Source organism: Selenomonas sp. oral taxon 136, assembly GCF_001554015.1.
GTDB lineage: Bacteria > Bacillota > Negativicutes > Selenomonadales > Selenomonadaceae > Centipeda > Centipeda felix.
Window position 1 is genome coordinate 166,023 of the sequence record NZ_CP014239.1, and the last position, 14,688, is coordinate 180,710.

General features: G+C 58.6%; 14 protein-coding genes and 1 pseudogene. 4 read left to right on the forward strand and 11 right to left on the reverse strand.

Annotation, left to right across the window (positions count from 1 at the left end; all coding sequences use genetic code 11):
* Positions 1-5 precede the first annotated feature (5 nt).
* Genes minD through AXE86_RS00810 form a run of 6 tightly spaced genes read right to left on the reverse strand, consistent with a single transcriptional unit; the run spans position 6 to position 5,765 of the window.
* Complete coding sequence (gene minD / locus AXE86_RS00785; RefSeq protein WP_061943618.1) at positions 6-800, reverse strand: septum site-determining protein MinD; 795 nt, start codon at positions 798-800, stop codon at positions 6-8.
* Between the two features lie 10 nt (positions 801-810).
* Positions 811-1,458 carry a septum site-determining protein MinC gene (gene minC / locus AXE86_RS00790; protein ID WP_050344266.1) on the reverse strand — a complete coding sequence of 216 codons (648 nt, stop codon included), beginning with the start codon at positions 1,456-1,458 and terminating at the stop codon, positions 811-813.
* A gap of 9 nt (positions 1,459-1,467) precedes the next feature.
* Positions 1,468-3,255, reverse strand: coding sequence for a penicillin-binding protein 2 (gene mrdA, locus AXE86_RS00795; protein ID WP_061943622.1), 1,788 nt, complete (start codon positions 3,253-3,255; stop codon positions 1,468-1,470).
* A gap of 46 nt (positions 3,256-3,301) precedes the next feature.
* On the reverse strand, positions 3,302-3,796 hold the full coding sequence (mreD, locus tag AXE86_RS00800; protein ID WP_061943625.1) for a rod shape-determining protein MreD: 495 nt from the start codon (positions 3,794-3,796) through the stop codon (positions 3,302-3,304).
* Positions 3,793-4,734 (reverse strand): rod shape-determining protein MreC, encoded by a 942-nt coding sequence (mreC, locus tag AXE86_RS00805; protein WP_061943629.1) that lies wholly within the window; start codon positions 4,732-4,734, stop codon positions 3,793-3,795. The genes mreD and mreC overlap by 4 nt, the downstream gene beginning before the upstream one ends.
* Entirely contained in the window at positions 4,731-5,765 is a 1,035-nt protein-coding gene (locus tag AXE86_RS00810) for a rod shape-determining protein (protein ID WP_061943632.1), read from the reverse strand. The genes mreC and AXE86_RS00810 overlap by 4 nt, the downstream gene beginning before the upstream one ends.
* A 309-nt stretch (positions 5,766-6,074) precedes the next feature.
* On the opposite strand from AXE86_RS00810, the gene AXE86_RS00815 reads away from it, so the two are divergent.
* Positions 6,075-6,533 carry an S-adenosylmethionine decarboxylase family protein gene (locus tag AXE86_RS00815; protein ID WP_061943635.1) on the forward strand — a complete coding sequence of 153 codons (459 nt, stop codon included), beginning with the start codon at positions 6,075-6,077 and terminating at the stop codon, positions 6,531-6,533.
* Positions 6,534-6,790: 257 nt separating this feature from the next.
* Here the strand turns inward: AXE86_RS00815 and AXE86_RS00820 are convergent, their stop codons facing one another.
* On the reverse strand, positions 6,791-7,240 hold the full coding sequence (locus AXE86_RS00820; RefSeq protein ID WP_009442592.1) for a Fur family transcriptional regulator: 450 nt from the start codon (positions 7,238-7,240) through the stop codon (positions 6,791-6,793).
* A gap of 193 nt (positions 7,241-7,433) precedes the next feature.
* Between AXE86_RS00820 and AXE86_RS12965 the strand changes: the two are divergent.
* From AXE86_RS12965 to AXE86_RS00830, 3 genes and pseudogenes are all read left to right on the forward strand, one after another.
* Positions 7,434-7,556 (forward strand): annotated as a pseudogene (locus AXE86_RS12965) (secretion protein HlyD); the annotation flags it as partial.
* A gap of 19 nt (positions 7,557-7,575) precedes the next feature.
* On the forward strand, positions 7,576-9,765 hold the full coding sequence (locus AXE86_RS00825; protein ID WP_061946905.1) for a Tex family protein: 2,190 nt from the start codon (positions 7,576-7,578) through the stop codon (positions 9,763-9,765).
* Positions 9,762-11,525, forward strand: coding sequence for a nicotinate-nucleotide--dimethylbenzimidazole phosphoribosyltransferase (locus AXE86_RS00830; RefSeq protein WP_061943638.1), 1,764 nt, complete (start codon positions 9,762-9,764; stop codon positions 11,523-11,525). Before AXE86_RS00825 ends, AXE86_RS00830 begins: the two co-directional genes overlap by 4 nt.
* A 24-nt stretch (positions 11,526-11,549) precedes the next feature.
* Here AXE86_RS00830 and AXE86_RS00835 read toward each other — a convergent pair whose 3' ends face one another.
* The 4 genes from AXE86_RS00835 to ispD are packed head-to-tail and all read right to left on the reverse strand — an operon-like array spanning position 11,550 to position 14,668.
* Positions 11,550-12,452 (reverse strand): hypothetical protein, encoded by a 903-nt coding sequence (locus AXE86_RS00835; RefSeq protein ID WP_061943641.1) that lies wholly within the window; start codon positions 12,450-12,452, stop codon positions 11,550-11,552.
* A 16-nt stretch (positions 12,453-12,468) separates the two neighbouring features.
* A complete protein-coding gene (locus tag AXE86_RS00840; protein WP_061943644.1) occupies positions 12,469-13,413 on the reverse strand; it encodes a nitronate monooxygenase in 945 nt (314 codons plus the stop codon).
* A gap of 11 nt (positions 13,414-13,424) precedes the next feature.
* A complete protein-coding gene (ispF, locus tag AXE86_RS00845) occupies positions 13,425-13,901 on the reverse strand; it encodes a 2-C-methyl-D-erythritol 2,4-cyclodiphosphate synthase (protein ID WP_061943647.1) in 477 nt (158 codons plus the stop codon).
* Positions 13,898-14,668, reverse strand: a complete 771-nt coding sequence (gene ispD, locus AXE86_RS00850) for a 2-C-methyl-D-erythritol 4-phosphate cytidylyltransferase (protein ID WP_061943650.1) — start codon at positions 14,666-14,668, stop codon at positions 13,898-13,900. Before ispD ends, ispF begins: the two co-directional genes overlap by 4 nt.
* Between the last annotated feature and the right edge of the window lie 20 nt (positions 14,669-14,688).

Below are 14,688 nucleotides of genomic sequence, written 5' to 3' on the forward strand. Positions count from 1 at the left end.
CCTCCTTACTTCTTCCCAAAGAGTTTTCCCTTGATTGTTTCCCAAAGACTCTCTTTCGCCAACTCACGGAAGGGAACGTCCTCGCCGCAGAGCCGTGCAACGACATCGAGGTACGCCTGCCCCGCCGGAGAGTCCTTCATCGTAACACATGGCTCGCCACGGTTCGTGCTCGTCACGACCATCTCATCATCAGGAATCTGCCCGATGCACGTGACCGAGAGGATCTCGTCGATGTCGTCCATATCGAGCATATCGCCCTTTTCGATCATCTTCGGACGGATGCGATTGACGACGAGGCGGATATCCTCCTTGTCCGCGCGTCCGAGCTCGCCGATGATCTTGTCCGCATCACGCACCGCCGAGATCTCCGGCATGGTAACGACGATCGCCGTATCGGCGGCGACAATCGCCGTCTTGAATCCCTGCTCGATCCCTGCGGGGCAGTCGATGATGATGACATCGTAGGAACGACGCAAATCCTCACAGAGCGCCGCGAGCTCCTCGGGATTCACGGCACTCTTGTCCTTGACCTGCGAGGTCGGCAGCAGGTAGAGTGAATCGTATTTTTTGTGGCGGACAAGTGCCTTTTTGTACGGCACATGCCCCGATGTCACATCGATGAGATCGTACATGATACGATTCTCGAGTCCGAGCAGGAGATCCAGATTGCGCAGCCCCGTGTCGGTATCAATGAGCACGACACTCTTTCCGCGCATGGCAAATCCGACGCCGATGTTCGCTGTCGTCGTCGTTTTTCCGACGCCTCCCTTACCCGATGTCACCACATAGATTTCACTCATACCTTAGAACCTACCTCTCTATTGGTTCAATGACGATTTGACCGTCTTTTACATAGGCGCGCTCTGCCTTGCCGCTGTCTTCGGGCTCATCCGGGGAGCGCGCCACATAGTTTGCGATGCGAATCTGGGTCGGCATCAGCCGATCCGCGATGATGAATGCCGTCGAGTCCCCTGCTGCTCCGGCATGGATCACGCCGCGGCATGTGCCGCGCACATCAATGCTCCCCCCCGCCGTGATCTGCGCCCCGGGGTTGACGTTGCCAAAAACAATGACTGAGCCCTCGGTCTCAATCGCCTGACCGCCGCGCAGCGTCTTATCGACAACGACCATCTGCTGCAGCTCTGGCTCGCCCTTCCCTTTGGCGGACGGCTGCGGGGCAGATGTCTGCGGTGATGCGACAGGCGCGGACTCTGCCGCAGGCTTTGCCAGCCGGCAGATCAGCCCGTGCGTCCGAAAGAGCTCCTGCACATCGGCGAGTTCTCCCTGCGAGAAGCGATCACGCGGAACACGAACGAGCGTGCCTCGCAGAAAGAACCCAGCCCCCGAGTCCAGTTTCTTCCCCAGTTCCTCCATGATCTCCGAAAAGGGCATGGCGGCGGGAAAGGCAAGCGACAGGCCGCCGTTCTCCCCTTTGATCTTGATCTTTTCCTCACTCATTTCCATCCCTCACTTGCTCCCTGCGGGCTGCTCACGATCCAGACCAAAGGCGGCTTCCATAATCCTGCGCCCGATCGGCACAGCTGACATAGAGCCAAAACCACCCTGCTCCACAATCACGGCAACCACAATATTCGGATTCGCAAACGGCCCGTACGCCACGAACCAGCCGTGGTCGCGCCCCTGCGAGTTCTCCGCTGTCCCTGTTTTACCGGCAATATCAATCGAAAATCCAGCGAACACGCCGGCTGCCGTACCGAACTTCGTCACCTCGTGCAGTCCCTCCTGCACCTGACGAATAACCCCTGGATTGACATCCAATTCGGAGAGCAGGACGGGCTGAAAGTCACGCACCGTATTGCCGTTGACATCGACAATACGCTGAACGAGATGCGGCTGATAGCGTCTGCCGTTCGCCGCAATCTCCCCCATGACCATCGCTGCTTGAAGCGGGGTTACAAGGTTAAACCCCTGTCCGATCGCCGCATCGAAGGTCTCAGAGAGATACCAGTCACCGTCCTCGTAGTTGTCCTTTTTATACTGGCGGTTCGGCACTAGTCCCTCCGCCTCAAAGGGGAGATCAATGCCCGTGCGCTGTCCGAGACCGAACATCCGCGCATAGCGTTCGAGTGTATCGACACCGAGACGGTTGCCCATCTCATAGAAGTAGACGTTGTCCGAGTGCGCCATCGCCTGCTGGAAGTTGATCCAGCCAAGTGCCTCGCCGCCCGCGTTCGTCTTGGGGATAATCCAGTGGCGGCCGGAGTCGAAGATCTTTTCCTGCGGCGTCACCTTGTGCTCTGCGAGCGCCGCCGTGCCCGTGACAATCTTAAAGGTCGAGCCCGGCGGGTACTCTCCCGTAATCGCCTTGTTGTCCATAGGGTGAAACGGGTTGTTGTTCAGGACATTCCAGTTCTGCGTGGAGATGCCGCCCGCAAAGAGATTCGGGTTGAACGCGGGGCGGCTGACCATGGCGAGCACCTCGCCCGTCTGCGGGTTCATGGCGACGGCGGCTGCCGCATTCGCATGGACGATGGCTAGCTGCTCATCGACGGCGCGCTCCGCTGCCTCCTGGATGTGCTTGTCGATGGTGAGAACAAGGTCATTGCCCGGCACAGGGGACTGACGTCCGAGGATCTGCACGGGGCGTCCCGATACATCGACCTCCACCTGATCTCCGCCCTTGACGCCGCGGATCTCCTTGTCGTAGACACGCTCCAGCCCGAACTTTCCGATGATGTCACCGGATTTATACCCCTCATCCTTTCGCTTTTCAAGCTCCATCTCATTGATCTCGCTCACATAGCCAAAGACGTGTGCCGCATACTCGCCGTATATGTAGTCACGCACGGGGAGAACCTCGATGACGACACCGGGATAGTCGTCCTTCTGCTCCTCGATAATGGTAACGATATCGGGCAGAACATCATTCTTGATGCGAATGGGGTCAAAGCCGACGTGAGCATCGATCTTTTTTTGAATCTCGGCAACGGGAACATCGATGAGCTTTGAGACGCGCGCGATCACCTCGGGGGAAATCGGCTCGGTCAGCGGCAGGAGTGATACCGTAAAGCCGGGGCGGTTCGTGACCAGCAGCTCTCCGTTTCGGTCGAAGAATGTTCCGCGCGCCGCCTCCGCCGGAATGATGCGGATGCGGTTGCCCTCCGCCAGCCTTGCATAGAGTTCCCCATCGTAAATCTGGAGATACGCCGCGCGCCCGATGAGAACGGCGATGATGAGAACGATCACACCGCCGAGGACTTGCAGACGTCCGCTGAAATCTTCATGTTCGTTCAAAATTACACTCCGAGAAAACTGTCTGAGGGATCAATGATACACTCCCTTATTGTGGTTCATGTATGCGCCGGCTGATGTAAAAGGTTGCCCAGTGAATCGGATAGGCAAAGACCACCTGGAATACGAGTAGGACAAAGAGCACGCGCTCCATGTGCAGGAAGAGATTGAAGCGATAGCCGAGCAAATAGACAATCAGTGCCGAGCACAGATACTTTGCCAGTGTTGCTGCAACCGACGCCGCGAGCGGCAAGAAGAACTGTTCCTGCAGTACGCGATCCGAAAAGCGACCAAAGAAGAGTCCGATCAGTGTCAGCAAAAATGCGTTCAGTCCAAAGAATGCGCCCGCACTGAGATCCTGCATGAGACCGAGCGAAAAGCCGATCAGAGCCCCCCATGCGCTGCCGCGCAAAAAGGAGAAGGAGACGGTTGCCAAAACGAGGAGATCAGGAACCACACCGTAGACGGAAATCAGCGGGAGAAAGGAAAACTGCAGGACAAAGAGGACGAGGAAAAACAGGACAAAAAGCCGATATTTCTTCACTGTGCTGCCGCCTTTGTCTGTGCTGCTGAGATCTGTGCCGCTGCCTCAGCCCCCGGGCTGAGGGGCGTCGGCTGGATTGGCGTCGGAGGCGCTTCGCGCGACGCTGTAATGATCGCGACGTCCTCAAGCCGCTGGAAGTCCACCGCCGTTTCAATGACAGCGACCTTCAAAAGGCCGCTGTCGTCGCTGTGCTGTGCAGCGACATGCCCAACGGCAATCCCCTTGGGATAGATGCCGCCGAACCCCGATGTGACGACTGCATCGCCATCCTCTACGTCTGCATTTCGCGGGATATCGACCATCTGCGGCATATAGGGATTATCCATCGTTCCCGTGAGGATGCCCGTCACACGCGACTCAGGCCGCTGAATGATCGTACCGACCGAGGAGCGCGCATCGAGGATGAGCTGCACCTTGGAGGAGACCGGGCCGACCTCGGTCACGTGACCGACAAGCCCCTTGCCCGTGACCACAGGCATATTCTCCCGCACACCGTCCTTCGAGCCACGGTCGACGACAATCGTACTCGTCCACAGCTCCGCATCTCTGCCGATCACGCGTGCAGCGAGGAGATCGAACTGATGCGCTCCCTGCTTGTAGGCCAAGAGCTCGCGCAGACGTTCATTCTCAGCGGCGTACTCCGCCGCTGTCGTATTCTCCTGCCGCAGCTGCTCGACTTCGTTTTTGAGCATCTTGTTCTGCTCATGTACCGTCGCAATTTCCCATACGTTCGCCGTAACGGTCTGGATCTGCTGTCCAATGAAGGACGCCGCCATCTCAAAGGGCGCGAGCACCGTGCCCACCGTCCCCGTCGATGCTGTAACCTGAAATCGACCGCGTGCCGCAAAGAAAATAATGCAGAAGAGGGCAAGCAGAACAAAGAGCAGCGCCCAGATCTTGCGTCCGGACTGCCGTGCCCGTTCGAGTCGGTCAATCATTGTTTCAATTTCTTCGAGGACATGACGACATTCTTGAGCAGCCCGATGTTCTCAAGTGTGCGCCCCGTCCCCTCACCAACACAGGAGAGCGCATCCTCCGAGACAAGCACGGGCATCCCCGTCTCATGCGAGAGCAGCTTGTCGAGGTTCATGAGGAGTGCGCCGCCGCCCGTCATCATAATGCCGTGATCCATGACGTCCGCCGCGAGTTCCGGCGGTGTCTTCTCAAGCGTGTTCTTCACTGCATCGATGATCTTGTAAATTGGCTCGTTGAGTGCTTCGCGGATCTCCTTGGCATGGATCGTCAGCGTCTTCGGCAGACCGCTCACGAGGTCGCGTCCGCGGATGTCCATCGTACGATCCGTATCGGGCGTCACAATCGCCGTACCGACAGAGATCTTGATCTCCTCTGCCGTACGCTCGCCGATCATGAGGTTATACATGCGCTTAATATACTGGACGATGGATGAGTCCATCTCATCGCCGCCGATGCGGATGGAGCGGCTCGTAACGATGCCGCCGAGCGAGATCACGGCGATCTCCGTCGTGCCGCCGCCGATATCGACGACCATGCTCCCCGTCGCTTCTTCGACGGGAAGTCCCGCACCGATTGCTGCTGCCATCGGTTCCTCGATGAGATACGCCTCGCGCGCGCCCGCCTGCTGTGCAGCATCAATGACGGCACGCTTCTCCACCTCGGTGACCCCCGAGGGTACGCCGACCACCACGCGCGGACGAGCGAACGACTTGGAACGCATCGCCTTGCGGATGAAGTACTTCAGCATTGCCTGCGTCACGTCAAAGTCTGCAATGACGCCATCCTTCATTGGGCGAATGGCCACAATGTTGCCTGGTGTACGGCCGATCATCTGCTTTGCTTCCTCGCCCACCGCGAGTACGTCCCCCGTATCACTTTTTATCGCAACCACGGACGGCTCACGCAGCACGATCCCACGTCCTTTGACGTGAACGAGCGTGTTTGCCGTACCGAGATCAATCCCCATATCGTGTCCACCAAAAAGACCAAACATTGTTAATGGAGTCTCCTTCCGCAATATGTGTAGCATGATATACATCCACGCATTGGCAGAATTTCCAAATCAAGGGAATCTGCTCCCTGCCATCTGTCAATGGATGTGCAGAATCAGTATAACATAAGAAGTGATTTTTTTCCATGTGACACGAGATTTTATCGAGATTTTATTTTATAGAAACAACATCGCGTCCATTCTCTTGCTATCCATACATATTCGAGCCTTCTGCGATATGCCTTGACGGGAGCACCATTCTTCCTCTATAATGAGTGTAAGATTATACATGTAAGAAGGAGACTGAAGCAGATGGAGATTCAATCAAGGCTGCTGACCGTGGATTTTTATGATTGTAAAGGCGATCGGTGCAGCACGGAAGAAGCCCTGCGCGATCAAGTCTCTGATGCACTGCGCACGGTAGGGCTGTCACCCATCGAGATCATCAGCAGCGGACAGGAGAGCGGCGTGCTCTCGCTGCTGGCACTCGTGCCGGGTGGACATGTTGCCCTCCATGTGCACCCGGCCATGCGCCACGTCTCCCTCGACGTCTACCTCTGTCGGGAAAACGTGCCACTCGACCCCATCGCCCACGTCCTGCGCAAATTTTTCCAACCGGACAAGATTAAGAGCACGCATCTGCGGCGCGGTGATTTCCATGCCCCGACGGAGATTCGCCCCAAGACGACGACGCGCGTCGCCCCCATCCGCAAGATCAAGAGCACGGGCGCAAAGGTCATTCGCATTCTCGCACGCAGAAATCGCCGCTGACCGGTATAATTCAAAGGGACTGCTGCACGAAGTTTACAGCTTCGTACAACAGTCCCTTTTGCTTTAGTACGGATCATTTCAGAAGATCAGCAATCCCGCCTCTATTTTACGCGTCGAATTATCAAGTCAAGTGCAACTTAAGGAAGCACTGATAAATTCGGCACACAAAAAACACCCATACGATACCGTATTTCAGTTCGTATGAGTGTTGCCAATAACGCTCATGAGCGGCGCACAGTATTTCCCTATTTACAAGCTCATGCTCCTGCTTTCTTCTTTTGGCATTCGGGGCAGTACCCGAAGAAATACATCTGTTGAGAGACGATGCGGTACCCCGTCACCGAGGCAACATTCTTGTCCAGTGCCGGAAGCGCCGTAATCGGGACGTCTGCCACCCTGTCACAGGACATACAGCGGATGTGAGGATGTGGCGAAATATCCGCATCGTAACGAAATGCCTCCTCGCCCACATTTAGCTCGCGGACAATGCCGATCTCACAGAATGCATCGAGGGACTTATAGACCGTCGCCAGACTCATGGTCGGATAGTCGGCGCGCAGCTCCTTATAGAGCGTCTCCGCCGTCGGATGCTCTGTCGTATCGGCGAGAGCCGCATAGACGGCAAGCCGCTGTGGTGTCACTTTTTTCTTGTTCCGGCGAAGGATGTCCGTCACTTCGCTCGGCGTTAATAATGTACGTTCGCGCATAGTAATTCCTAATTCCTATAAATCTAAAATCATTATTATTTATGTATTATAATACTCTATCCACGGGTTTCTGTCAATAGTCCTAATACCGATTGATCGGCTGTCTCTTTTGCACCAAAAAAAATTCATGTTATAATGATGACGGAATCACAAGGGAATCGCTGATAAAATGAGGTATGCCAGATTGGCGTAGATTTTTTGTCCGATTGAGGCAGCAAACCGGACGCATAGCAGAGGCTATGTGGAGGATTTGCTAACGAAAAGCGGGCGAAAAAGATGCGTCAAGATGGTCGTACCGAATTTATCAGTGCTTCCCAAGAGAAAGGTTGGATGTCATGCGTATTTCCGATATTCCTGCGTCAATTGCCAAGGAGCTCTCCATTCGGCCGAAACAAGTAGAGTCCGTCATTTCCCTCCTCGACGAGGGCAATACGATCCCGTTTATTGCGCGCTATCGTAAGGAGGCGACGGGCTCACTCGAGGATGAAGTGCTGCGCCGCGTGGAGGAACGACTGACCTATCTGCGCAGTCTCGTCAAGCGGCAGGAGGAGATTCTCACGCGCATTGAGGAGCAGGGCAAGCTGAACGAGGAGCTGCGCACGGCAATCGAGGCGACCGAAAAGCTGCAGACCCTAGAGGATCTTTACCGCCCCTACAAGCAAAAAAAGCGCACGCGTGCTTCGATGGCACGCGAGCGTGGGCTCGCACCGCTCGCCGACGCGATCCTCCTACAGCGCGAGACGAAGGACAATGCCGAGGAATACGCCGCTGCCTTTGTCAATTCGGCAGCAGACGTCCCCTCCCCTGCCAACGCATTGGCAGGGGCACGCGACATTCTTGCCGAGCAGATCATGGACGAAGCAGAGGTGCGCCGCACCCTGCGCGACGTATACCGGCGCACCGCCATCTTCGAGACATCCCTTGACCACACGGCGGAGGGAGCGGATACCTTTGCGATGTATGACGGCTACCGTGAGCCCGCCCGTACCCTCCCCTCTCACCGTATCCTCGCCATTAACCGCGGTGAGAAGAAGGGCTGTCTCACCGTACACATCAGCATAGATCACGAGGAAAACATTGCATGGATCAGTCGGCGTATCCATCGGCGTCCGTCAATTTTCACCGAGGAGCTGCGCGCTGCCGTGGAGGACGGCTACAAGCGTCTCCTCGTTCCTGCACTGGAACGCGAACTGCGTGCCGACCTGACGGCACAGGCGGAGGAAAAGGCAATCCGCATCTTTGGACACAATTTGCGCCAGCTGCTCCTGCAGCCTCCGCTTGCGGGGCATACGGTACTCGGGCTTGATCCCGGCTACCGCACGGGATGCAAGATGGCGGTCGTCGACGCGACGGGTAACGTCCGCGCGAGCGGCGTCATTCAGGTGACACAGAGCGACAGCGCGCGCGCGGCAGCCGCAAAGTCGGTGGAGAAGCTCGTGGCAGAACACGGCATCACGCTCATCTCCATCGGCAACGGCACGGCATCCTATGAGACGGAGCAATTCGTTGCGGCACTGATCCGCACGAATAAGTGGAAGAACGTGCATTATCTCATCACAAACGAAGCAGGCGCATCGGTCTACTCCGCCTCCGCACTCGCCAAGGAAGAGCTGCCGGACTACGATGTGACGATTCGCGGCGCAGTATCCATTGCGCGCCGCGTGCAGGATCCGCTGGCAGAGCTCGTTAAGATCGACCCACAGGCGATCGGTGTCGGACAGTATCAGCATGACGTGAGTCAGAAGGAACTGAAGGAAACGCTCGATGCGACCGTCGAGGACGCCGTCAACCATGTCGGTGTGGATCTCAACACCGCCTCCCCGGCACTCCTCGGTCGTATTGCGGGCATCAATACCGCGGTCGCCAAGAACATCGTCGCCTACCGCAACAAGCATGGCCGTTTCAAAAGCCGCAGTGCTCTGCACGATGTGGCGCGTCTGGGCGATGCTGCGTTTACCCAATGCGCAGGGTTCCTGCGCATCCATGACGGGGAAACGCCGCTCGACGGCACGGCGATCCATCCCGAGTCCTACACGCTTGCGCGCAGCATCCTCACCGAACTCGGTGCATCAGAGAGTGATCTCAGCGACCGCACAAAGCTGCCTGCACTCGCCCAAAAGACCGCCCACACCAGCCCACAGGCACTGGCGGAAAAACTACACGCGGGCATCCCGACCGTCACCGACATTCTGAAAGCGATTGCACGACCCGGGCGCGACCCGCGCGAGGACCTGCCCGCGCCGCTGATGCGGCAGAATATCGTCAAGCTCTCCGACCTCGCCGTCGGCACGATCATGCGCGGAACCGTGCGCAACATCACGGACTTCGGCGCATTCATCGACATTGGCCTGAAGCAGGCGGGACTGCTCCACATCTCGGAGATGAGCCGCCGCCGTGTTAAGCATCCGCTCGATGTGCTGTCCGTCGGAGACACGCTCGACGTCATGGTTATCAGCCTCGATGAAGAGCGCGGCCGCATCGGGCTCTCCCTGAAGCGCATGGAAAAGGAGAAAAAGAACGCATGAATCTCCTGCAAAAAACCATCGCCGCTATCACTGTGCCCGATGCTGCGCTCGCCAGCCGCGTGACCGCTGCGCTCTGCACGCGCAGCGGGATTCATTTCGGGCAGCTGGGCGATGCCCTCGCACGCTATATTGCACTGACAGGTGAACGTCATCCTGCCCCACCGCAGACGAGTGTCGTCATCTCCTGTGCCGATCACGGTGTTGCCGCAGAGAGCGTCAGTGCGTACCCGCCTGAGACGACGCTGAACATGATGTGCAACTATCTGATGGCACGAGGCGGCGCGGCAAACGCCGTCGCCAACTACGTCCCCGCCCGTCTCTGCGTTGCCGATCTCGGCGTCAATGCCGACACGGCGGGAATCCCCGACCTGCTTTACCGCAGCATTGCACGCGGGACGGCAAACATGACCAAGGGTGCCGCCATGACGCACGCACTGGCAATACAGGCAATCGAGACAGGGATCGGTCTCGCGGCGGACTGTGCTGCACGCGGCGACCGCTGCATTCTGCCCGGCGAGATGGGAATCTCGAACACAACATCGAGTGCCGCCATCACCGCCGCCATCCTCCGCCTCACCCCTGAGGAGGTCACAGGGCGCGGGGCAAATATCTCGGATGAGCGTCTGCATCACAAAGTGGAGATTGTGCGGCGTGCGCTCGCCGTCAATCAGCCCGATCCGCAGGACGGCATCGACGTACTCGCCAAGGTTGGCGGCTTTGAGCTTGGCTGTATCGCGGGCATCATCCTCGGTGCCGCCGCACATCACATTCTGGTTGTCCTGGACGGCGCAAATACGACATCAGCGGCACTCATCGCGCACGCCATTGCACCGAACTGCGTGCACGCGCTGCTCGCATCCCACGCATCACTGACGGAGCACTCTCAGCCCCACGCACTGCGCCATCTGGGACTCACCCCAATGCTGCGGCTCGACATCCGCCTGAGCGAGGCGGCGGGATCGTCGATTGCCCTGCGGATGCTGGAGCTGATGCTCATGGCATGGGCGGCGACGGACGCTTCACCGCGTTGCTGCGAGCCCTTTCTCCTGCCGCCGCACAGGACACTCCCTGCCTCCTCAGCAACTGGGGAAAATACATACGACATCCACGCGCCAAACCGCACGGTGATGGATGCGGCACAGTACCGTCTCGACAATCTCGCAAAGCCGATTCACAGTCTCGGGTTCCTTGAGCACATCGCGGTACAGCTTGCAGGAATCACGGGGAAAATTCGTCTGCCGTCAAACAGCAGGGCAGCACTCTGCCTTCTCTCTGGCGGAGAGGAACTGCCCGCCGAACGCCACGCCATCATCTCCGCCATGACAGCAGCGCGTGATATTGACGTATACCTGTTCCCTACAGCGATGGAAAACGCGGAGTGTCATGCCGCCATGCACGCCGTCGCCGCCGACCATCCGCTCCTCATCATCGGCAGCATGGGGAGTGACGCACCAGCTGTCCGTACGGCACTTTGTGCAGCGGCAGAGGGCGGTGCACTCGTTCTCCCGGGGGATGCGGCGACCGACCACATTGTGCGGGAGTACTGTGTGATAAGCCCAGCCCTTACCCACTATGTGCTCCATCTCCTGCCAGAGATGATCACAGCGGAGATCGATGCCCCCGCCGGCATCGTCGGCATCCTCGGTCTTGAGATCGTCCACGCCGCCCTCCATATCATGAACGATATGAAGACCTTTACCGAGGCAAAAGTTGCGGTCGCCATCGACGGAGCAGGGGCAGGACGGCAGGTACGGGAATAAAAAACGGCAGTGATCTGCCGTTTTTTATTGTTCCGCCTCTAACTGACCGCGCCGAAACACCTTGCCGATCGTACCGAACTGGAAGATCGCCGCCTCTTTGATCGTGAACCGTCCATAGGTATTCCCCAGACGATAGTTCGAGTTGAATGCCTCGCGCATCCCGCCCGCCGTATGCATCTCCTCTCCGTAAACGAGAAAGGGATTCGGCACAACGGCAAAGAGATTATTGCCGAGCGGCATGCCCCAGTAGTCCGCATCCCGCGTCGGCGTCACAGCGACAAAGCGCGGCTCAAGCTCGGGGCGGCTGTGACGCAGCTGCATATTCGTACAGCGCATCCCCTGCACCTCATAGTCTCGGATGAAATCGTCCTGTGCCTTCTTCTTCTGGAACATTGTTCCCGGCACATCATAGAGGGCATTATAGTCCCGCACAAAGTCCGCCGTCCGCTCCTCAGGAGTTCGCTCGCGCAGCTCATGCTGCGGAATCCCCGCCAGCGTTGCCTCGGCGGTTTTTTTGCGTGCGGCTTCCGTCTGCTTTGCCTGATCGTTGACCGCCGGCTCCCTGCCGCCGCCGGCGCGCGCATAGCTGCCGGCCGCACGCTGCATGGCATTCGGCGGTTTTTCCATTTTTTTCTCGGGTGGCTTTGCGGGCTGTGCACCCGTATAGGCACGCGCCAGCTCGCGCTTCATCTCCTCATCGAGGAGATCGCTTACTGATGGAACGGAGCGTGCCACCTCTTCCTGTGCGGCGCGTTCCTTCGCATCTTCCCTCTCCTGTGCAGGGCGTGTTGACGTCCCTGTGACGTGCTGCGCCTCAAGAGCCTGCGTCAGTTCGTCGATACGGCTTTGCTGACGCAGTACCATCTTCTCGAGCAGCGTGACACGTTTCGCGAGTTCATGAATCCGTGTCAGTTCGTCGGTTCCCATTCCCCCATCTTACCTCTCAGACTGTGATCGACTGTGCGCGGGCAAGCGTCGCACGCGCCTCACGCACAATGTCGTCGATGATGGTCTTGACCGGCTCGACCTTGCGCAGCAGCGTCAGTGTCTCACCCGCCTGCATCATGCCGTTTACAACATCGCCGTCGACCGCCGCCAGCTTGTTCGTGCCTGTCGCACGGTCGAGGAGCTCCTGCTTCGTCGCCTTGCCCGAGTACTCGAGCGCGACGAAGTCCTCGGCGAACTTGTTCTTGATGCCGCGCACTGCGCCGCCGATGGTGATGCCCGTCACGATGGTATCCGTGTCCACCGCTGCGATCAGCTTTTCCTTCATATTCGGATGGACAACACACTCCTCCGCAACGAGGAAGCGCGTGCCCATCTGAACGCCGGCCGCGCCCATGAGGAGTGCAGCGGCGAGTCCGCGCCCATCACCAAAGCCGCCCGCCATGATCACGGGCAGCGAGACCTCGGGGATGACCTGTTCCATCAGCGGCATCGTGGAGAGAACGCCGATGTGGCCGCCCGCCTCCATGCCCTCGACCACGATGGCATCGGCGCCCTTTTCCTCGACGCGCTTTGCGAGCTTCACGCTCGGCACGACGGGAATGACCTTGACTCCTGCCGCATGGAGTTTCTCAAAGTACGGGACAGGGTTGCCTGCCCCGAGCGTGACGAATGCAGGTTTTTCCTCGCAGATTACATCCACGATCTCTTCCTTGTTGGGCGCCATGAGCATGATGTTGACCCCGAACGGACGATTGGTCAGACTGCGGCAGCGGCGAATTTCATTGCGTGTGTACTCCGTCGTGCGTCCGCCCGTCGAAATGATGCCCGCACCGCCCGCATTGGATACCGCAGAAGCAAGGTTCGCCTCCGAAATCCACGCCATACCGCCCTGCAGGATGGGAACATCCAGCCCCAAAAGTTCCTTCAGCTGATTTGCCATGTGAATCCCTCCTATATACGTTCTATGCCTGCTATGGCATGGGCGGACATCCCTTCGCCCGCTCCGGTGAACCCAAGTCGTTCCTCCGTTGTCGCCTTGACGCTGACATCGCGGAGGTCGATGCCGAGCCGATCGGCGATGTTCGCACGCATCGCCGGAATGTGCGGCTGCAGTTTCGGTGCCTGCGCCACGATGACAGCGTCCACGTTGCCGATGGAAAACCCTGCCGCGCGGACGAGCCGTGCCGTCTCGGCAAGGAGCTTCCCGCTGTCTGCGCCCGCATAGTGCGGGTCGGTATCAGGAAAATGCTGCCCGATGTCGCCGAGCGCCGCTGCTCCGAGGAGTGCGTCGGAAATGGCGTGCAGCAGCACATCCGCATCCGAGTGCCCCAGCAGCCCCTTTTCATACGGTATATCCACGCCGCCGAGGATGAGCTTGCGTCCCTCCACCAGTCGATGCACGTCGTAGCCGATACCCACTCTCGTCATACGCTGTCCTCCTTACGCCGACGGACGACACCGCCAAGTAGGCGCTTTGCCTCGTGAACGGCGGTCTTCATCAGCTCTCCCGCGCCCATGTCATTGCGTAGGATCGCCTCCGCGACCACCATATCCTCTGGCGTTGTCACCTTGATGTTGCTGTACTCCCCCTGCACAATGCGAACGGGAACGCCGATGCGCTCCACCAGGCTCGCATCATCCGTCCCGAGAAAACCATCCGCCTCCGCCCTGCGGTTCGCCTCGAGCAGGATCTCCTTGCGAAAGCCCTGCGGGGTCTGCACCTGCCAGAGCGTCTGGCGCGGCGGCGTCGCAGCGACCGTACCGTCCGCGGCGGCAATCTTGATCGTATTCTTCTCCGGCACGGCGACGATGCCCGCGCCCTCTGCGCGCACGACGCGGATCAGCTCCTCGATCGTCTCGCGGCGGATGAGCGGCCGCGCCGCATCGTGGACGAGGACGATGTCCGCCTCCTCCGATACGACGGCAAGCCCGTTGCGGATCGAATACTGCCGCTCCGTGCCGCCCTCGACCACGCGCCACGGAGCAAGTCCCTTAACACGACTGAGCAGCCCCTTGACCGCCGTCACCTCATCGGCACCGACCGCGATAATCAGTTCGCCGACCGCTGGAACCTTTGAAAAGGTCAGCAACGTCCGCAACAGCATTGGCTTTCCCGCGAGGGTCAGAAAGACCTTGTTGAGACCGACCCGCATCCGATGCGCCTGCCCTGCCGCCGGAAAAACTACACTTACCATACATTCCTCCCAATGCACTC